The sequence below is a fragment of the Bacteroides cellulosilyticus DSM 14838 genome (genome assembly GCF_000158035.1).
GTDB lineage: Bacteria > Bacteroidota > Bacteroidia > Bacteroidales > Bacteroidaceae > Bacteroides > Bacteroides cellulosilyticus.
In genome coordinates this window covers 991,490-1,010,970 of sequence record NZ_EQ973490.1, presented here as the reverse complement: position 1 = coordinate 1,010,970, position 19,481 = coordinate 991,490, and the positions used below count along the sequence as shown (strand labels likewise).

The 19,481-nt window shown below is 42.3% G+C and carries 8 protein-coding genes; 1 reads left to right on the top strand and 7 read right to left on the bottom strand.

The annotated features are described in order from the left end of the window. Nucleotides 1-10 precede the first annotated feature (10 nt). Nucleotides 11-1,525, bottom strand: a complete 1,515-nt coding sequence (locus BACCELL_RS08425) for a hypothetical protein (RefSeq protein ID WP_007211280.1) — start codon at nt 1,523-1,525, stop codon at nt 11-13. Nucleotides 1,526-1,726: 201 nt separating this feature from the next. Here BACCELL_RS08425 and BACCELL_RS08420 point away from each other — a divergent pair, with 201 nt between their 5' ends. Then, nucleotides 1,727-5,764: a hybrid sensor histidine kinase/response regulator transcription factor gene (locus BACCELL_RS08420; protein ID WP_007211279.1), complete on the top strand. Its 4,038-nt coding sequence runs from the start codon at nt 1,727-1,729 to the stop codon at nt 5,762-5,764. 340 nt (nt 5,765-6,104) lie between these two features. Here BACCELL_RS08420 and BACCELL_RS08415 read toward each other — a convergent pair whose 3' ends face one another. From BACCELL_RS08415 to BACCELL_RS08390, 6 genes are all read right to left on the bottom strand, one after another. Beyond that, nucleotides 6,105-7,583, bottom strand: coding sequence for a glycoside hydrolase family 30 protein (locus tag BACCELL_RS08415; RefSeq protein ID WP_007211278.1), 1,479 nt, complete (start codon nt 7,581-7,583; stop codon nt 6,105-6,107). A gap of 138 nt (nt 7,584-7,721) precedes the next feature. Then, nucleotides 7,722-8,558: a BT_3987 domain-containing protein gene (locus BACCELL_RS08410; RefSeq protein ID WP_007211277.1), complete on the bottom strand. Its 837-nt coding sequence runs from the start codon at nt 8,556-8,558 to the stop codon at nt 7,722-7,724. 23 nt (nt 8,559-8,581) lie between these two features. Then, entirely contained in the window at nt 8,582-10,588 is a 2,007-nt protein-coding gene (locus BACCELL_RS08405; RefSeq protein ID WP_022209620.1) for a RagB/SusD family nutrient uptake outer membrane protein, read from the bottom strand. A 20-nt stretch (nt 10,589-10,608) separates the two neighbouring features. After that, nucleotides 10,609-13,686: a SusC/RagA family TonB-linked outer membrane protein gene (locus BACCELL_RS08400; protein WP_007211275.1), complete on the bottom strand. Its 3,078-nt coding sequence runs from the start codon at nt 13,684-13,686 to the stop codon at nt 10,609-10,611. Between the two features lie 34 nt (nt 13,687-13,720). Next, nucleotides 13,721-15,064 (bottom strand): IPT/TIG domain-containing protein, encoded by a 1,344-nt coding sequence (locus tag BACCELL_RS08395; RefSeq protein WP_007211274.1) that lies wholly within the window; start codon nt 15,062-15,064, stop codon nt 13,721-13,723. Between the two features lie 314 nt (nt 15,065-15,378). Continuing rightward, entirely contained in the window at nt 15,379-19,377 is a 3,999-nt protein-coding gene (locus BACCELL_RS08390; protein ID WP_007211272.1) for a hybrid sensor histidine kinase/response regulator transcription factor, read from the bottom strand. Nucleotides 19,378-19,481 lie beyond the last annotated feature (104 nt).

Genomic DNA, 19,481 nt, shown 5'->3' with positions numbered 1-19,481 from the left:
TATTATTAGGTTAATTTACTCGTACTAATTTCGCTCTACCCAGGTGGGAATCAAACCAGAATTGATAGGTGCCGGTTACAGTTACTTTGGGTTTAGACCATACATCTTGTGTTGTAGTGGGACCGGTGTAATTGGAATTTTTAAATGCACTTCCGGTGTAATAGCCGAATATTTCAGGCTCTTCTTCAGTATCGCTGCACCAGCGAACAAAGTTCCACCATTGGTCTGTGTGATAGTTGTGAATAATGAAGTTCATTGACTCTCCTGCTGTCAGTGACATAGGCTCATTGTAGAACAAGTGCGGGTTAGTGGCATCTTGTTTGAAAGAGACTACTCCGGTAGGATTGTCAGATGTCAGACCGAACGTAAAGTCCATCATCTCACCGCTGTTGTTGTTCCATTTATCCATGGTAGGTAAGCCGTATTTCATGCTTGCAGGCCATGGGTCTACAGCTTCTGCAAGTGAATAAGTTTCCATTTCATACGTCTTCAGCAAGATATTGATATTGATTTTATAGTATACATTAGCTTCTGTCAGTACAATTGGTTTAGCCAGTGCCGGATCATCGGTCAGCATGGCTTCATCTGTCGGATCAATACCATAACAAACAGGAGAAAAACTTGTCTTTTGCGGTAAGAAGAAGATTTCCGTATTAGCTTTCTGGCAATAATAGAGAGCTTGATATTGGAATTCGCCCACATGGTCTATGCGCATCGGTACGCCGAATACATCGCTGTTTAGTTCTGCTTCGGTAGCTACGTCTGCCAGATACATCTTTTCGAAATCCTGCACATCGGTTACAGATACGGTACATTCTATCATTGTGCTTTTTCCTGTCTTGTCGACAGCAGTAAGTGTCATCGGATAGTCCTTCTTTTCATTAGGCATTGTGATGTTGAATGAGTGCTCAAAAGCTTTTTCACCATCAGCATCTATTTTCAGGTTTTCATATCCTTCGATGCCTTCGATATTTACCAATAGATAATCCAATCCGCGGTCGTCAGTTATCGAGATATTCATGTTGAGTGTAGGGATTTCACCTTCTCTCAGCAATACGGTGACCATACCACCCTTTTCGGGTGCAATAACGAATACTGGATCTTCAAAGTCTCCGTCCAACGTTACAAGTACATCTCGTGAAACAGTACGTCCGCCTACATCGGTTACGGTAACTTTTACGGTGAACTGCTCACCGATTTCATCTGGTTGAATTTTGAAGTCGTAGCTCAATTCGTAAGTTTCGAGAGGTTTCTCATAAATCTCGATCAAATCGATTGTTTTGTTGAGGTTCAGGTCGGCACATTGCAGTTGAATGGTTGAAATACCATCAGCATCTTTAATCGTTCCTTCCAGTGTAAATGTGCGACCATTTGCAGTCTGAATGTGTTCAAGTGTCATTTCTATGGAAGGTGCCTGTCCGTCCACATCAGGATAGCCATCATCGTCGCTACATCCTGTAGTCCATAAAGTCAGTGATAAGAATGCCCAGAGTAGGGCGGCATTGAATAAATGCTTCTTCTTCATACATATTACTTTTAAAGTTAAACAATTAGATACATTCTTTACTAAAATATCACTTTTAGATAATGCAAATGTAAGCTATCTTAGTTTTCTTGAACTGTATAAATCTTGCAGTGAGGGGATGTAAATCTTGCAATGAACGATTTGTGTATCTGAAATAAAGAATTTATTTATACTTTTGGATTGCAATAGAAAATTGATGTCATGAAAAGCAGATTATTACTTTACTTACTGTTGTTACCTGCCCTTCTGACGGCACAACCTTATGCTGTCAGGCAATTGGGAATTGAGAAGGGATTATCCAATAACTATGTGGTTAGCATAGCCCAGGACAAAGAGGGCTTTTTATGGTTTGCGACTGAAGAGGGCTTGAATAAGTTCGATGGAACGCGCTTCATTACTTACTATAAGAATGAAACAAAGAACGGCTATGGCATTACGGGGAATGAACTGAACTGCCTGCTGGATGATCCGAAGGATTCCATCTTATGGATTGGCACACAGAGGGCGGGGTTGAATGCTTATAATTATGTAAAGGACACCTTTACATTCTACCGGCATAATGAGGCTGTGCCTGAAAGTATCATTACGGATGACGTAACCAATGTTATTGCCGCTGCTGATGGAAATCTGTGGGTGACAACTTATTGGAAAGGAATTGAATATTTCGATAAAGAAACCGGTCACTTTTCTCATTATAATACGGCAAATATACCGGGGCTTGTCAGTGATAACATCTGGACTGTTGCTGATGGAGGGAATGGTAAGTTATATGTAGGCCATGTCCATAATGGTTTTAGTATTCTTTCCATTAAAGATAAAAGAGCGAAGAACTTCGTGCATGATCCGAGTGATCGGCACAGCTTGCCGGGTAATGAAGTGAGATGCGTATATAAGGATCTGAATAATAATATCTGGGTAGGGACAAACAAAGGTCTGGCATTGTTTAATCCTGAATCAGAGAATTTCATCCAGTTTAATTCAGACGGGAATCTTTCGCACTATATCTACGACATTAAGCAGCTTGACGGGAATAAGTTGTGGATAGCTATGGAATTTGGCGGAATAGCCATAATGGATTTATCGCAGCGTTTGTTCCTGCTACCCGAACAGACTCAATTTCATTATATCAGGGAAGGAGATGACGGATACAGTCTCTCTAATTCAAGTACGAGGTGCATTTTTCAGGATTCATTCAAGAATATCTGGACGGGTGTATGGGGTGGTGGCATAAATTTCTTAAGCTATGAGCCACCTTTGTTTGGCGGTTATTACTATTCTCCCAATCAGAATTCAATGAGTCGCCTGAATAATAAAACAGCAAGCAGCGTTTGTGTGGATAGCCAAGGTAAATTGTGGATTGGAACAGATGGGGGAGGAATCAATGTCTTTGATCAAGGTAAACGGGTATCCGTTTATCAGGAAGAGATTGAAGATATGAGTGGAAACTCTGTGCTGGCCTCACTGCGCGACTCGGAAGATAATCTGTGGTTCGGCTTATTTATGGGTGGAGTGAATTATTACGATGCGAAGAGAAAGATATTCCACCGGAACTTCCTTAAAGAATTAGAACACGAGGATATCCGTTCGTTCTATGAAGACGACCGGCATATTCTGTGGATTGGTACCAGTCGTGGTATCTACAAAGTTAGTCTGGCTGATAAGAAGATCGTGGGACATTATGAGTTTGAGAACAATCTGGTGCGGTGCGTTATGAAGGACTCTCAGGGACGTCTGTGGATCGGTTCTTTTGGGAGTGGCCTGGGGATAGGAGATGATGAGTTGCAGGATATCAAGCTCTTTAATATGGAGAACCTGTTCCCTTCCAATACCATCAATGCAATTTATGAAGACAGCAGGAAGAATGTATGGGTCGGGACAGGAGAAGGTTTGGTGTGTTTCTCCTCGCCATCCGATTGGGGATATAAGGTTTACCGCCGTGAAGAAGGCTTAACCAATACACATATACGTGCTATAACGGAAGATGCGAATCATAATATCTGGGTGAGCACCAATAAGGGAATCAGTTGTCTGTTGCGGGATAAGGATGTTTTCTATAACTATGACCATTGGGATAATGTGCCGATGGGAAATTTTATGAGTGGCAGTGTAGCTAAGGATCAGAATGGAGAGATTTATTTCGGTTCCATCAATGGACTTTGCCACTTCAATCCGGATTTTGTTCTGACAAAGCGTGAGTCTCCTGCGGCTGTCATCACGGAAATGAAGATATTTGCTCCTTTGGGTAATATGGGAGACAATGAAGAAGTGGTCAGTATTGACGGTCAGTCGAAAGTAAGGCTGAAGTATATGCAGAATAGCTTTAATATTACTTTTAATATACGGAACTATGCATTGGTCAACCAGGTGGAGTATGCCTATATGCTGAAAGGACTGGAAGATGCATGGTATACGGTGACAGACCCCAATAGCGTAACCTTCCGTAATGTGCCTCCCGGTGATTATCATTTCATGGTAAAAACCCGTATCAAGAACCAGGAATGGTCGGATGAGGTTACAACTTTGGATATCCATATTGTTCCGCCTTTGTGGCTTACCTGGTGGGCGAAATGCAGCTATGTATTGTTGAGTGGAGCCATCCTGTTCTTCATTCTTTATGCTTACAAGAAGAAGCTTGATATGGAAGTTCTGTACGATCTGGAAAAAAAGAATCATGTGCAAGAGCAGGAACTGAATCAGGAGCGTCTGCGTTTTTATACCAACATCACGCATGAACTTCGTACACCGCTGACATTGATACTGGGCCCACTGGAAGATATGCAGAAGAGTAATTCGCTTTCTAATAAGGATGCCCAGAAGATATCAGTCATCCATCAAAGTGCCATACGATTATTGAATCTGATCAACCAGATACTGGAATTCAGAAAGACGGAAACACAGAATAAGAAGCTTTGTGTGGCTCATGACAATATTGCCAATCTGGTGTACGAAATAGGACTTAAATATAAAGAACTGAATCGTAAGCCGGATATTGAGTTTTGCATCGAACTGGAAAAAGAGGATATGCCTCTATACTTTGATAAAGAGATAGTGACTATTATCCTGGATAATCTGATCTCTAATGCTATTAAATATACCGAGAAGGGCTCTATCACCCTGGGATTGCACAATGTGGTACGGAATAATATCAGTTATACTGAAATAAAAGTAAGTGATACAGGTTTTGGCATTACTCCTGAGGCATTACCCCATATCTTTAATCGTTATTATCAGGAAGGAGGCGATCATCAGGCTTCGGGTACCGGCATCGGCCTGGCACTGGTGAAAAATCTGGTGACGTTGCATGAGGGGGAAATAAAGGTGGAGAGTACCTTAGGCACAGGTAGTACCTTCTATTTCAGTCTATTGACTGATAATACTTATCCTCATGTATTACATGCCGATTCACCGGAAAGAACCGTAGATGAAAAGGAAGAAAAAGAAGAGATTCCTGAGTCAGCTTCCGGTGGAAAGCGTATTATGTTGATAGTGGAAGATAATCAGGACATCTGCAATTATATTGCTGAATCCTTCTCTGATGATTTTGAAGTGAAAACAGCGGCAAATGGCGAACAGGGGATGGAGCAGGCATTAAATAGTATTCCTGATATCATTGTGAGTGATATCATGATGCCTGTGATGAATGGAATTATGATGTGTAAAATATTGAAAGAAGATGTGCGCACCAGTCACATTCCCATTATTCTGTTGACTGCTAAAGATTCGTTGCAGGATAAAGAAGAGGGATATCAGGTGGGAGCCGATTCTTATCTGACGAAACCTTTCAGTGCTACTCTCCTGCATAGTCGTATCAACAATTTGCTTGAATCCCGCAAGCGGCTGACAGAACGTTTTAATACCAGTACTCCACATCATAATATGGATGAGAAACGTGCTTTATTGGCAGAGTCTTTGAATAAACTGGATAATGAGTTTATCGAGAAGATAAATCAGCTGATAGAAGCCCGGTTGTCATCCGAGAAGATTGACATAGGTTATCTGGCTGATAATATGTGTATGAGTAAGTCTACGCTATATCGCAAGATGAAAGCTTTGACAGGCTTGTCTACCAATGAATATGTTCGTAAGATAAAAATGCAGCATGCTGAACGGTTGCTTCTGGAAGGCAGGTATAATATCTCCGAAGTTGCTTTCAGGGTAGGCATAAACAGCGTGGTTTATTTCCGGCAATGCTTTAAGGAAGAGTTTGGGGTATTGCCCTCAGAGTATTTGAAACAATAGTGCTTTGTCGCACCTCTATTTGTTCTATTTTGTTTCTTCCTATTGAAACAAAAGTGCCTTGCCTATGGAACAAAAGTTTCTCAGGCAAGAAACAAAAGTTTCTCAGGTAAGAAACAAAAGTCTCACAGGTAAGAAATGATGGCTGATCAATAATGCTTGTAGTTATCATTAAATATTCGTGCTTAATTATCTGATACTATCTGTCATCCTGAGCTTATCGAAGGATCTCATTCTCTTCATCATTTCAAGAGAGGAGATACTTCGACTACGCTTAGCATGACAGATACTCCCAAAGCATAAACGAATTATGCTCACTTGCTTATCATTTTATTGAAGAAATTTATTTCTCTTCGAATGTATTGAAAGAGTGCGGTTGAAGTTCAATGTTCAGGTAACGGTCCCGCAACTTCACGGTTACTTTTTTAGCCTCATCATTAAAGTTTCCGACTATCACTACCTTTTTCTTTTCTGGAGTTTCCACTACCAAGACCGGTGTTCTTCCTTCTGTTGAAGGCTTGTAGGCTATAACGCGTGAACCGGGTGTTACGAACTGGCTATAATGTCTTACAGCATAATACTCCGGTGTAAGAGTTGCCGTACGGGTTTTTGAATCAACATGTATCAAAGCATTTTGTTTCCAACCCCAGGGACTTTCACCGTTATCGCAGAGGGTATTGTTCCAGAAGGTGTACTCTTCGCAGCCATTACCCAGATAGTGATTAATCAGATGGAAGGTGTGTTCGCCCGCTCTCCAGTCGAAGGTGCCCCCACCGCATTCGCTTTCTGTCTGCATATACTTGTACTGGGGGTATTTGGCACGTATTTTAGGTAGTATCTGTCCTCCTTCCCACTGAAAGCCAACTCCCTGAACGCTTTGCGGCATGCGTGGATCGGAAAGTATTTTATCAACATAATCATAGCGGTTGGTATTGAAAGTACCAAGGTAGAGAGCTACTTCCGGATGATGTTTCTTTAATGTGGGCGCCAGATACTCTACGTTGAAACGTACGGTACCCTCAGCTGTCCAGGCACAACCGGGATACGGGGTATAACTGTATGCTTCATTCTGATACATGATCATATCGATGGGAATTCCTTGTTCTTTATAAGCATCAATGAACTTACAGAAGAAGTTGGCATAAGTTTGCAGATAGCGTGGGTCCTGAATCATGTAGTCATTCACTGCGAGTTGTCGGGGGAAGACGTTATCGCGTGTCTCCGTATTATCCTCATAGAGTACTACATCAGACAGAGGCGACATCTTATTAGTCCTGTCACTGCGAACCGGATAGTCATTGTTAATTTTCATCCAGCTGGGAGGTGACCAGGGAGACATCCAGAAAGTCATATCCGGATTATACTTTTGCGCTGCACGGACAAAGGGGATAATAGCCAATTTATCACGGTTGATATTGAAATACTTCAGTTGGAAGTCGCCTGATACTTCGTCGCAGCTATACCAGTCACGGGCATAGTCATTGGCATTCATCGAAATACGGCCTCTGTTGAAACGAAGTTCTCCTTCAGGGGAAAACATTTTCTTCAACAGGTCGTCCTGTTCATCACGGGTGAGCATGTTCAAGGCATCCCAGTACAGTTCGTTGAAGGTGGTTCCCCATGCTTTGAATGTGGTGCCTTCTTCCGTTCCGCTGATATCTAAAAGCGGGGTTTGGCCGGCGCTCGATTGTAATTTCACTTTTGATTGTTTCCAAGTGTTGCCTTCTGTACTGCTGACCCAGTTGAAATTCTGGGCATAGGTATTAACAGCCAAAGCGGTGAGACAACACAAGAACACTCTTTTGATGTTTTTTTCTCTCATGATAATAGTTCATTTATGTAATTAATAATTCACCACGGATTACACTGATACTCACAGATTGTTTATATTGAAGAAGCAAGTATCTGTTTTTATCTGTATAATCTGTGGTGGTTTTTAATATATCCTTTCCGGTTACGATTATTCTTCGCTTGCTGTTGCCGATATTAAATAGGCTTCCACTTCATTCCCATTCACCCTGCATGTAAAACTGAATGTTTTGTTTTGAGGATCGTAGCTTCCGCTTCCCTCTGTAACATTCAGGTTCTTCCATCCGGCAAGGCTGAGTGTGTTATCTTCGTTCACTGTAATGGTGAGTCCGGTATCTTTCGCTCTTGCCAGTTCCTCAGTGCCTGTATAATAAATACGAATTGTATTCTTGTTTACAGCAACAGCATTACGAATCAAACTAAAGGAAGCTCCGTTGTTGGTACCGATGTAATTGTAGTATCCCGAGTAGTTGTTGTAGGTCTTTATAGCGAACAGAACCACTGTTTCAGCTTGTGCAACAGGGTACTCTTTGCAAGATTCCATTTTCAGCGGAAGGGCGTATAAGGAATCACAATGTAATCCTTCCGGGTGGATGGTAACAGGTATGCGGGCATAAGATTCTCCGGCACGGATCACTGCATTCATTGAAGATATGTTGTAATTGGCCGCAGGAAGTGCCTGATATTGGATTTCCGTACTCGATTTATATTTTTGATTGTAAGAAGTGATGCCTGAGGGATCTTCAATCAATGTACAGTGAATGTCCCCATCCGGATTCAATGAGCCGCTGGTGCCTACCGATACGAAAGTTTCTGCACTTTCGTCCGCATAGTTGACGTTGCGGGTCACTAATGCTCCTTCTTCTCCGATACCTACGAGATAGGCTTGTTTTATATACTGTTCCTCTTCCCAAACATTGGTGTTCTCACATCCGGTGAGTACAAAGAGCGAACCTATTGCTAATGAAAATAAAATATGCTTTTTCATAATTGTCTTAATATTAAAGTTAATTACCAGCCTGGATTCTGAACCAGTTTTGCATTATGATCCAACGTTGTCTGTGGGATGGGGAAGAAGTACATCTTCTGTGTAAATACACGCTTCTGTATTCTCTCTGAATCCCATATTGTACGGGTGTAGAATCCGGTACGGTTATTTACTCTGGCTTTGGTGTTCCAGCCGATAATCTTTGTATTATAAGCTGCGTCCGCATCGCCCCAACGGCGTAAATCATGGTAGCGAAGCCCTTCGAGGGCAAACTCCACTTTACGTTCCTGCTTAATAGCTTCACGCATATCGTCTCTACTGTTCAGTTCGGCATCGGTAATGCCCGGCATACCGGCACGATAACGTATCATATTGAAATACTTCTTTATTTCTTCTGTATTACGGGTCACGGTGATACCTGTGGCTTCATCCGTATAACTTCCTTCCAATTCATTTAATGCCTCTACATAATTGAGGAGGATTTCCGCATAGCGGAATACGGCAAATGTTTTGGCACGGCAGGAACCTTTCATGTTATCTTCCTGATTGATGTATTTACGGAGAGTATAGCCTGTACGGTTGTAATTGTCCGGGTATTCGGGAAGCGGGCCTGCATTACCATCAGAGTAATAAGTCACTTCTACATTGGTCACCGGGTCATTGCCTACATAAGAAGTTCCAGGCCAGATACAATGATTATATCCTATGGTTGCGTAAAAGCGAGGTTCACGGTAAGCATCTACTTTGGCTACATTGCCATTCACGGTATAGCCGTCAGATACCCTGTAAGCAATATCTATCGGATCACCTGCATGAGAGGCATCAGGGTAAGGATAGTTTGCGCTGGAATGGTGGATGTCATATCCATCTATCATTTTATAGGAATCAATCAAATCCATACAGAGGTTTATACCGTTGGCACCTCCCAGAGCGGTAGGGGTCGCCAGCCATTGAGGAGAGTTCTCTTTCACTATGGCATTGCAATAATAAATATATTCCGGAACTAACTCTGCATTCACAGAACCATCGAACAGGCTCTTGTAAGATGCGTAAGGATCGATATTACCGGCCCCGTCAGGGAAACCGGCCTGTGAAATATTGGACGGGAGTTCCTGTGTTCTTTCTGTACGGGCAGTTGTAAAGAGTGCGTATTTTCCCATATCAATGATTCGTTTGGCAGCTACAGCGGCTACACCCCATTTAGAGTTATCATTGTTTTGAGAAATGAAATTCCGCCCATCGGCTGTTTTCCAGTCCGCATAGCGGGTATTTCCGTTGTACCATGGACTTGCCGCATAAAGGCGTAAGCGAGACATTACCGCTAATGCTGCACCTTTGCTTGCAATATACTGGAATTGTTGTGTACGGGAATCCGGGAGGAATTCCGCAGCCTTTTCCATATCACTACAGATGTAGTCTATGCACTCATCGTATGTGCTTCGTTCGATAGAGGCTTCGTCGGATGGGGTATCGGCATCGAAAGGCTTGTCGGGAACGATAGGCACCGGTCCGTATTGGCGCAGCAAACTGAAATAGAAATATCCGCGCAAGAAGTAAGTGCGTCCTGTATAGTCACGGCGTTCCATATCTGACAAATCTTTACATTCGCTGATGCGGGTCAACACGATGTTGGCTTTGCGGATACCTTTATAAAAGCTTCCCCAGTTATTATAGTTCGCGCTTTGGGGAGTTTCATCTCCCAGCAACAGAGCCATTGCGGCATGTCTGTAAGGGTCTTTCTCATTTTTCCCATAATCGTCCGCCCACGATGCGAAGCATTCGTCGGAACCCATGCCGAACGGGAAATAAGAGGAGGTGAACAGTTTACTTTCATCCGGTAGTATGGTGGCAATGCCATTAATGTATTCATTGACGCGAACTTTACTTTGAAAGATTGAATCAATATTTGTCTGGTCGTAGAAGTAAGAATCCACATCCAGATAAGACTCGCATGAGGTTAATCCGAGACTCATCCCTGCCCAGATGGATATGCCGCAAAGAAGAGCTTTAAATGTATATTTGGTATTCATAATCATATCGTTTTTTAGGTTTAGAACTGAAGATTTGCCTGTATGGTAAATACACGTTGCAGCGGGTATACCGCGCCGTTGTCGGATGCTTGTGCCGGATCCCATAGTTTGATTTTGTCCCAGCAGTGAAGATTATCACCGATCAAGCTGATCTGGCAACCTTGCAAGCCGATCTTTTTGAAGCATGGCAGAGTGATGTCATACATAATCTGTACATTCTTCAAGCGTACATAAGATCCGTCTGCAATCCAGAATGTGGATGCCTGACTATTGTTTTTGTTTTCTCCGTAGGTGAGACGCGGAAAACGGGCATTCGGATTCTCCGTGTCTTTGGTTCCGGAATAAGAAGCCGGTGTCCAGCGATTGCTGGCATCCGCTACAATGCTGAGTACGTTTCCTGTTTGTCCACCGTTGAAAGGGTGAAAACCACTGCCTCCATACAGAAAGTTCACTTGGCCTACTCCTTCAAGCAGGGCACTTACAGTCAGTCTTTTCCAATGGAATTCCAGACCGAAACCGTATTGCAGACGTGGAACATTGGAGTAGCAGATAGGTACTTCATCGTAACTGTCAATTTTACCATCGCCATTGATATCTTTGTATTTGATATCACCCGGCATTACACTGGTTACGAAGGTTTGTTTGGGGCTTGAATCAATATCTGCCTGGTCTTTGAATAGTCCTAAGGCAACTAATCCGCGTTGAGTTCCCCAAGGTGTTCCTTTCCATGCTTGGTAGGGATATTTAATTCCGCTTTGTTCGTATTCAAGCAGTTTATTGTTAGAGTAAGTGAAGTTGGCGCGTCCTGTCAGGCTCATATCATTTTTGAACCGGTAAGTGTATGAGATGTTACCATCCGCTCCCCAACTTTTCATTTCGCCTACGTTTGCCCAAGGCAGCGTAGCCAATCCCATTTCATCGGGAATACTTGCACGTTGCTGGAAAATTCCCGTACGGCGTTCACTGAAAAAGTCGACTGTAAACTCCACACTACTATTAAATAGTTGTCCGTCAATACCTATATCGAACTTCTTTGCTTTTTCCCAGCGTAAGTTTTGGGACGCCTCCTGGCTTTCTGCTATATTCTTGCCACTTCCCCAGATACCGGCTCCACTACCTTCGGTCATGGTAGAAAGGAACGGAAAACGTGTGTCGTTACCAAGTCGGTCGTTACCTACGATACCATACGAAGCTCTGATCTTGAAGAAATTGATAAAAGACAAGTTCTTCTGCACCCATTCATATTGTGTAGGTACCCAACCTGCTGAGATGGCTGGAAATACGCCGAACTTCTGTCCTTTCTCAAATGCTTCTGAACCGGTATAGCCGATGTTACCTTCCAGGAAATAGGTATCCTTGTAAGAGTAGGTTGCACGCCCAGCCAAACCTGTATACCGTTTTGGGATAGATGCGATAAGTGTTTGCGCTTCACCGGTTATGAAGTCTTCCATATAAAAATCGGCTAATCCGGTTACGCGATGATCATTATTGAACAGGCGGTTATAGTTAACACGGGCGTCAAAATAGATTTTCCGTGTAGACAGATTGGTAGACTCGTATTTATCATCTGTTTTGGCTACTTTTTCTATCAGATTTAAGGAGCCGTCTTTGTTTCTTCCTTGTGCATAGTAGAGCGCCGGAGTTTTTGTTTGAGACTGTGTTAAGGCTGAGTAATTATTGATTGACATGGTGGCTTCTGCCTTCAGACCTTTTATCCATTGGTCAAAATCTTGTTCAAGGCGTAGGCGGATACTACTTGTCGTTTCATTTTTCTTCTTATAACCTGTATAGTTTAGTAAAATATATGGGTTCTGTTGGTCAGCACTGGCACCGTAGGCTGGAAGCGAACCATCCGAATAAAGTACCGGAACGGTCACAGGGGTCAGGTTGGCTTGTGTTTGCCACAAGGCTTTCGTATCATTGGCATATCCGGGGAAAGAATTGGTTACAATCTCTGTTGATAAGCCCAGCTCAATAATAGTACTTTTGGTTAGGTTAGCATCGATATTTGCGCGAAAATTGTATTTATTATAACCTACACTGTTATCATAGTTTTTAATTCCTTTATCTTGCTTATAGATGGCATCCTTATGTTGAAGACCCACACTCATGTAGTAACGTGCATTCGTTCCACCACCATTAATACTAATGTGATGCTGATTGTTCCATACATAATCTTTCAGCATAACATCACGCCAGTTTACATTGGGATATAAATCCGGGTCCAGTCCTGTTTCTATCAGGTTTAACTCGGCATTACTGTATACGGGACGTCCACCTCGTACGACGGAGGCTTCGTTGGCTAGTTGTGCGTACGTATATCCGTCCACATATTCGGGATTGCGTGCAGAATAGGAAAGCCCGACATTACTTTTCACACTGATATTCAGTTTACCCGATTTACCGCGCTTTGTTGTAACGAGTACCACACCGTTGGCACCGCGTACACCATATACAGCTGTAGAGGAAGCATCTTTCAGGATGGTGAAGCTTTCAATATCGGCAGGATCAAGTATATTCAGGTCGCCTTCCACACCGTCAATCAACACTAAAGCGGATGCACCTGCACCGAAAGTACTGATACCACGAATCCAGAATTCAGAAAAGTCATTGCCAGGCTCGCCGCTTCGGGTTACGGCAATGATGCCCGGTACACGACCTCCCAGCATGTTTGTTACCGAGGATGAAGGAACCTGTAAATCGGATGCCTTTACGTTAGTTACCGCACCTACTACCGAGATTTTACGTTGAGTACCGCGACCTACAATCACTACCTCATCGGTTTCATTTACAATTTCTTTCAGTGCAATCTTTTGCTTGGTTTTATTTCCGTTTACCACCAGTTCCTGGGGTGCATAACCTATGTAGGTAAACACCAATACTGTATTGGCGGGAACATTGTCCATGCGGAAATTACCATCAACATCCGTGATAACTCCTTTGGAAGGATTGTTTTTATATTGAATCGTAACACCAGGTAATTCTTCACCTTGCTCCGTCATCACAATACCGGATACGGTGAAACCATTCTGTGCGGCAAGTGGAAACACACTTGCAAGCAATAGGAATGAAAGTATAAGGAAAAATCTATTTTTCATATATTAGTTTATTTATTGATTTACGGGAAGGAGTTTATTCTATAGCGAGTTTACGCACATTCAATCCTGCACCTCCGGCTATATAGAAGTTTTCTTCAGAATCCATAGCTATATCTTTGGGATATAGGAATGTACATTCCAGTGGAAGTCCGTCTGTTTCAGTCTCGCCCGACATGGTGCCGCCGGCAGCAATTGTTACGTAGCCATCCGGGTAGGATATCTTTCGGATGGATTGTCCGCCTGCGTTTACTACATATATGTTGCCCTCATTGTCAACAGTTACTCCATTTGGCCAGGCAAACTGTATGTCTTCCCGATAACCTTCCGTATTGGTTTGATTAGGCCAGCCGTTTCCGGCATATCTTTCGTCCGACCATGTGCCGTCAGCGTTCTGTTTAATCCGGTATACAGCATGTGTCCTGTCTTCTGCAAAATAGAAGCAATCTTCTACACGGCTATAAGCCAGATAGCTACAATGGTCGGAAACCCAAGCTTCAAAGTCCCAGCGGTGTTCAAGGAGTTTTTCTACTTTGTACTGTCCGCTATCATCTTTTTCTGTCAGATTGATACGTACGAAGATCCCCAGGTGATTTCTTGTATAGAGGTATTTTTCTTCATCGTCAATAATGCAGGACCAGGTTTCACCATTGTTGGCGGATAATTCGGTGATACCTTCGCGCAATAGCTCCGGCTGCCAGCTATTTTCACGGCGCAGGATATATACTTTAGCTGATTTGACATCAATAAAGTACATTTTATCACGGGTTTTATTGATTGCAGGTTTACCTGCTTTGAATCCGCTTATCAGGGTTGTAACCAAGTTCTCGCTTTCTGAAATCAGGCGTACCCGTTGTTTGTCCGACTCTACTGCTACAATGTTATCTCCTGCCACTATACCGACAGCAAATACATTATTGAATAGTGCATCGTAGATGTTTCCATCGGTATCTCCTCTTTTATTGTAGGTTCCGCAAACTGTAGAAACTTTCTGTACCTGCGTGTAGGCAAATGTCTTGTCGATGGTAAGCTCTTTATCGTCTACAACGACTTTAACAGAATTATTACCGCCCGGTTGTTTAGGTACGGTACAGTAAATAGAAGTTCCGTCGCTTGATATGATGTTAGCCTCTTTGGTATCGGCAAAGATCACTTTCATCTTGGATAGGTCTGTACCGAAGTTTCCCTGAACAATGATTTTGTCACCTATTCCTCCTTTTTCCGGGATAAAGCCGGTCAGTGCCTGAGGCTTTGAGGGATCATACTTGTTGGTGATGGCGGGATGTTTCACGATGTCTTCATTGCTACAACTGCTGATGAAGAACAGGGCCAGCAACAGCCAGCTTTTTCTTTGGATTGATTTAAGAAATTTGTCTTTCATATATATTATTATTAAAAGGATTGGTCACTGAAACTCTTTATCCTTGTTGTTGATTTACGGTCTTTAAGGCCGATGCAAATAAATATAGAAAAGAACAGGGAGGAGTACTCAAATGAGGCAGAAAGGGGTACAGAGCGGGGAATGCGTTATTTGTATACCTTAACTGCGTCAAAAATACACTTGTTGCTGGAGAGGGATTTTGTTGTAGTATAGGGGAAAGCAAATAATAAAGTAGCAATTGGTTGGAGGAATTCAAAACGGAAAATGAAAGGAATAAAATGATGAGCAATAAACTCCGCCAACGGGTAAGTCGTTTATTTATCTTCTTCCTTTTTCTGATATTCGGTAGGCGTTACGTCAAATTCCTTTTTAAAACACTTCGTGAAATACTTTGGATTGCTGAAACCAACCGCATAGGCAACCTCGGAGACATTAATGAAAGGCTTTTTCAGGAGTGTACATGCATGTTTAAGCCGGATGTTGCGAATAAACTCTACTGGGGAGAGACCGATCATTGCTTTCATTTTTCTATTTAGAGTGGACTTGGAAACGTTGAGTTCCGAGGCAAAAGTATCTATATCAAATTCGGTTTCAATCAGATGTTGCTCTATACATTCGATGGCTTTTTCCAGGAACTGCTCGTCAGTACTCTGATATTCCAGTGCTACAACATTGATTTCCGTATCGACTCTGAACTTCTCTTGTCGCTTCTGGTTGGATTTCATCAGATTGTCAATGCGTGCATTAAGCATTTTCATATCGAATGGTTTCGTCAGGTATCCGTTTGCTCCTGCATTGAAACATCTCACTTGGTCTTCCACTGAACTTTTTGCCGTAAGCATCAATACCGGTATATGGCTGGTATTGATGTCCTGTTTCATTGTTGCACAGAGCTCGATTCCATCCATTTCGGGCATCATATAGTCGCTGACCATCAGGTCTACGTCTTCGCTTCTTACAATTTCCAATGCTTTTTTTCCATTCGTAGCAGTGAGTATATTGTAGTGTGTTGCCAACTTTCTTTTCATCAATAGCAGGAACTCTTCATTGTCATCTACCAATAATATCGTATCTTCTTTCTCTTCTGTATCTTCTGTTGCTTCATTCGGTACTGTTGACGGTATTTCACTGGTTTCGATAATGTCCTTTATTTCCGGATAATAATTTCGGTCGATAGGGATTAGAACAGTGAATCTGGAACCTTCTCCGATGCTGCTTTCTACCTGGATGTCTCCTTTATGCAAGGTCACCAGTTTCTTGGTTAATGAAAGCCCTACACCGTTTGATTGAGGTGCATAAGCTGTTTTGTTCACATAGAATGGAGTGAATATCTTGGATATTTCTTTCTGATCTATGCCGATTCCTTCATCCTGCACCTCTATCCGGAGGAATCGGGAATTATCCTTTTGCAGAGTCGATACATTCAGCTCTACTTTTTTATCGGCAGGTGTATATTTGGCCGCATTCGAGAGTATATTGTACAGAACCTTGTCTATTTTGTCAAAGTCCATATATCCCCAAATGTCTTTTTCTTCCAGATGAAGACTGAAATGAAGGTTTTTCTTTTCAATGATCGGTCGTATGCCTGTATGGTAGATTTCACGGATGAAGCTGCTGATATTGCCATAGGTAGGGGTGAGTACAAACGAGTCGTTTTCTACTTTCCGAAAATCTAGTACTTGCTGGATTAAGCGTTTTAAGCGGAGCACATTACTTTTCAATATATGTACATCTTCCTGTGGAGATACCTTTGTTTCTTCCAAATCATCTGCTACGCAGCTGATGGTAGTGAGCGGGGTGAGCAGTTCATGGCTTATATGGGTGAAATATTCCAGTTTAGTCTTGGTCAGTTCTTTCTGGAATCTAACCTGGTCGGACCGTCTTACCCTGTACAGGTAATAGAACATGATGGAATAAAGGATCAGAATGATGAGAGTTATATAGGTACCGTATGCCCACCATGTTTCGTACCAAGCCGGCTTTTTATAGATACGTAGTTCTGTGACGTCGTCTTTCCAGTAGCCGTATTCATCTGTAGAGCGTACCTTGAAAGTATGATATCCTTTAGGAATTTTATTGTAGAAAGCCGACCGATTACCGGTTTCGGTGTATACCCACTCTTTGTCCACACCATCCATCTTGTAGGCGTATCTTATTCTCGATGTTGCTGTAAATTGAAGAGCGGAGAAGAAGATTTCAAGATTGTTATCTTCGGACTCCAACCAGATGCTTCGGGTTGATAAATCATTCGACTGGCGCTGGGGACTGAAGAAGAAAGAATGATTGGATACTTTGATATCTGTTATGATGACCGGATTGGAATTGATCTTCTTAGATGGGAATTTTGAGGAAGCCATCGATACAAAACCACCATGCCCACCGGCATAAAGCTTGCCGTTGAACAAGTCTATGACGTCCTTCTTGAACGAGTTTATCTGAACGGATTCGTCTGAATTTGAATAATGAATGTATCTATCTGACTGGATATCATAGGCAGTCAATTGTCGGTTTGTTAGTATCCAAAGGGTATTCCTGTCATGTTTCATCCCTAAAATAGACTGTCCGGTCATTCCGCATGAGTTGCTGAAGTCCTTCATTATCTCTGAGTTGAGATCCATTTGCAGGATGGAACCTTGAGTAGTGGCAATCCATAAATGATTTTCCTGGATCACTATCTTGTCAATATTGTTACTGGGTAAGGATGAATTCTGGGTTGAGTATTGTTTAATCTGTTTCAGTTTATCCCCTAAAGAAACCTTATGTAAACCGGAATCTTCGGTTGCCAACCAGATGTTACCGTGTCCGTCTTCTGCAATAGATGTAATGTTGGGCAGAGAGAATTCGGGGATGATAAAGTCTTTGCTGTCCGGTTTTAGATAGAGCTGTCCGGTGGTAGCTACCCATAAATTCCCCTTACTGTCTTCATACATGGATGTAATGTTGCCAGTAGTCCCTTTTGGTGTATATAAGTCCTTTGCCAGTAAGTACTCAATTTCTCTTTTACTGTTTAGTTTTGCCTTGTAGAGGGTGGGTTGGTCTCTGCATCCCAGCCAGAATTCTCCCGGCTGTTTCGAACGGAGGATATATCCTATATTATGCACTCCGGAATTTGTATTCGAGTAGTCATAGAATTTATCTTGTTCTATGTCATACCAGCAGAGTCCCCAACGTTCCTGATTGAACCAGAGCCCGTTGTTGGGGTCAATACCCAGAGTGGTTATATTCGTGTCGAAACCTACATGTCTTTTCAGTTTGGGCAAGAAGTTATTAGCTATGGCAGGATTTCCCATTAGCAAGTGATACCCGCTGTCATAGGCCCCGGCCCAAAGGTTGCCTTCCCTGTCTTTGATGATCTGGCTGAACATTTTGTTATAATCGAACATATACGAGCTGAGGTCCACTTTTTCCAGATGTCCGTCCGCCACTTTGAAAGCATAAAGTTCGTGGTAGCCGAATATCCATATATAGCCGTAAACATCATCTTGTACTACACTGAAGAAGGCGGTTTCAGGCTGGTGCAGTTTTTCATTGAAGATTTCTTGATGCGTGTACATTTTATCCTCTGTTGCATCCGGATGAAAACGGTAGATACCGTCTCCCCAAGTCAATATCCAATATTGGTCATCTTTGTCCTGAAATATTTTAAACGGATTATTATTCGCTCCGAGTGTAGGGAAACTCATAAATGTATCTGTATTCTTGAGATACTTATATAAACCTCCTCCCCATGTGCATACCCATATATTGCCGAAATGATCTTCATATATTGAGTTTATACCATTATTGGGAACCGCCGGGATCAAATTTCCGTAGCGCTTCTTCAATGAATAGTCTGAATTATAGTGAGAAACCTGATTACGGGTACATATCCATAGTTCTTTCCGGCTATCTACCAACATGAAGTTTATCCATGTATTCTGGATTTCTGTATCTGGGAATGGCCGTATCTGATAGTTGCTTTTATCCACCAAATTAACCCCCTGTCTTGTTCCTACCAGCAGGCAATTATCATCTTCAGCAAAACACCAGATGAAGTCATCGGTTAATAAATGAGGCTGGTTAAAGTCTGATTTGAAAGTCTGGAGTTGGTATCCGTCATATCGTCCTAAGCCGTTTTTAGTTCCTAACCAGATGAACCCATTCTGATCCTGATGTAAGTCTATTACTTCATTGGAAGGCAGCTGCTCCAGAAAAGGCATTTGTTTGGCTATTATTTGCTGTGCATATGAGGAAATGCTCATTAATAGGAAGATGACAATGAGAAAGGGGGATACATATATCTGAATTTCTGTACGATGAATTCTGTTTTCCATAATGTTACAAGGTATTTTCTTTGGTGGCGATTGCAAAAATAGGGTATTATTGGCAATACTTCAATCAAAATGGCATTTTTGTGAACCTCCCTGTAAAGTATGGG